3 protein-coding genes are annotated in these 2,485 nt (G+C 72.4%); 2 read left to right on the top strand and 1 reads right to left on the bottom strand.

Annotation, left to right across the window (positions count from 1 at the left end; all coding sequences use genetic code 11):
- Window positions 1–464: hypothetical protein (locus VOI19_RS18090; RefSeq protein WP_416366402.1), on the top strand; the 464-nt coding region annotated here is incomplete at its 5' end.
- 5 nt (window positions 465–469) lie between these two features.
- Here VOI19_RS18090 and VOI19_RS18085 read toward each other — a convergent pair.
- A complete protein-coding gene (locus VOI19_RS18085; RefSeq protein WP_323794336.1) occupies window positions 470–1,129 on the bottom strand; it encodes a hypothetical protein in 660 nt (219 codons plus the stop codon).
- A gap of 63 nt (window positions 1,130–1,192) precedes the next feature.
- Here VOI19_RS18085 and VOI19_RS18080 point away from each other — a divergent pair.
- On the top strand, window positions 1,193–2,485 hold a 1,293-nt coding region (locus tag VOI19_RS18080; protein WP_323794335.1), incomplete at its 3' end, for an amidohydrolase.

Genomic DNA, 2,485 nt, shown 5'->3' with positions numbered 1-2,485 from the left:
AGCAGGGCTTGGCCGAGCCGCCCGCCGAGGTCACCGTCGGCGACGACACGGGCGCCCTGAGCGTCACCGTTCCGACGAGCTGGGACGAGGCCAGGTCGACGGTGTCCTGGATGCCGCCCAACGTGGGGGAGGGCCGTGAGCTGCCGGCGCTCTCGGTCGGCACGTCGGCCGACTGGGCTGCCCTGGCCGGTGCCGAGGGCGTGTTCGTCGGCGTCCTCCCCGGCACCGAGCTGCCCGACCAGGTGCCGCAGCACCTCGAGTGCTCGACGGCGACCGACCCGGTGTTCTCGGTGGACGGCGACACCGTGACGGTCTTCTACTCCGACTGCCCGCTCGACACGCTGGTGGTGGAACGCGTGGTGCAGGTCAACCGCAGCCAGCTGATGTGGGTGCAGATCCGCAGCGACGACCGCCCGACCGCCAACCGGGTGCTGAGCGCCGTACGGGCACTCGGCCTGTCGTAGCGGCGTCAGGGCACGTAGGCGCCGGCGGTGACTCTCTGCAGGAGGGAGACCATCCCCTCGCGGTCGACCTCGCGGCCGCTCACCGCCACGGTGAAGTAGGCCGAGTCGTTGCCGGGCACGGTGAGGAACTCCTCGATGCCGACGCGTTGGTGGCCGGCGGCGTCGATGAGCGTGTAGGTGAAGCCGGTGTCGGTCTGCTCCTCGACGATGAGGTTCTGGGAGTTGCCGTCCAGCTCTTGCTGGCGCAGGGCGAAGACGCGCGAGGCCGCCGCGACGCTCGGCGCACGACGCTCGCCGGCGACGATCCCGAGGCGCAGGACGTAGGTGCCCGAGGGATTCTCGGGTCGGCTGAACTGCCACGAGGACCGGCCCGAGAGCTCGACCCGCAACCAGTCGTCGGGCACGGGTGCGCGGAGCGCGAAGCCGCCCGCGCGGAACTTCGCCTCGCTCAGCGGGGTGTCGACCGCCAGGGGCGGGGTGTCGGGGTCGGGCGTGACGTCGTAGACGTTGACCGGAAGGCTGGGGCTCTCGGCCGGCACGGCGACCGGTGGGGAGAAGGAGGCCGGTGGGACGGGCTCGTCCTGGTTCGAGACGTAGCCGGCGCCGGCACCGACGAGGGCGAGCAGGACGAGGAGTGCCAGTGCTCCCGCGATGCGCCCCGTCATGGCGCCGACCCTAGGTCAGGACCGGGTCGGAGCGGTGCTTCGCCGGTCCGTTAGCGTCGTGGGGTGACCGATCTCCTCCTCCGTGACGTGCGCCTCGTCCCGCTCGTCAACGGCGACGAGACCGGTGAACCCGTCGACGTCCTCGTGCTGGACGGCGACGTGGCCGAGGTCGGCGCCGGCCTGGTCGCCGTCGACCGGGAGGGTCGGAGCGTCGAGGTGGTCGAGGGCCAGGGTCGCTGGCTGATCCCCGGCCTCTGGGACCAGCACGTGCACCTGGGTCAGTGGGGCCTGTGCCGTGCTCGCCTCGACACGACCACCGTCACCAGCCCCGAGGCCGCGATCGCGCTGGTCGCCGAGCGGGTGGCCGAGGAGCCGGGCAAGCCGATCATCGGCTTCGGTCATCGCCCCGGCACGTGGTCGCGCGACGTCACCGTCAGCGAGCTCGACGAGGTCACCGGCGTGACCCCGGTGATCCTGATCGCCGGCGACGCCCACCACGCGTGGCTCAACAGCGTCGCCCTCGCCGCCCTCGGGCTCGGGCATCGCGACGAGGTCGTGCGCGAGAACGAGTGGTTCGCGGCCTACGAGATCCTCAACAGCCTCACCGGTGACAGCGGGACGTCACCCGCGGCCTACCGCGACAGCCTCGAGGCCGCAGCGGCGCTCGGCATCGTCGGGCTGGTCGACTTCGAGTTCTCCGGCGGCGCCCCCGAGTGGATCGAGCGCTGGCACGCCGGCTGCGACCTGCTGCGCGTGCGGATGGCGACGTACGCCGACGGGCTTGAGGACGTCGTGGCCGCCGGACTGCGCTCGGGCACGCCGCTGATCGACGGCGACGACCGTCTGATCATGGGGCCGCTCAAGATCATCAGCGACGGCTCACTCAACACCCGTACGGCGTGGTGCTGCGAGCCGTACGCCGACGGCTCGCGCCTCGAGCACCCCAGCGGGGCGGCCAACCTGGCCCAGCACGAGCTGGTCGCACTTTTGGCGCGCGCGCACATGAGCGGCATCGAGGTCGCGACCCACGCGATCGGCGACGCGGCCGTGACGGCGGCGCTCGACGCCTATGCCGCCACCGGCGCGCGGGGCTCGATCGAGCACGCCCAGCTGGTCGCCCCCTCCGACATCGCGCGCCTCGCCTCACTCGACATCCGCGCCAGCGTGCAGCCGGCGCACCTCATCGACGACCGCGACCTCACCGAGCTGATCTGGCCGGGTCGTTCCGAGCGCAGCTTTGCGTTCCGCTGGATGCTGGACGCCGGCGTGAACCTGGTCCTCGGCTCCGACGCCCCGGTCTCGCCGCTCGACCCGTGGCTGGCCATGGCGGCCGCCGTGCACCGCACCGGCGACGAC

Source organism: Nocardioides sp., from assembly GCF_034670285.1.
Taxonomy (GTDB): Bacteria; Actinomycetota; Actinomycetes; order Propionibacteriales; family Nocardioidaceae; genus Nocardioides.
Note: the sequence above shows the minus strand (reverse complement) of the source record. Positions and strands in the feature narration are given on the sequence as shown.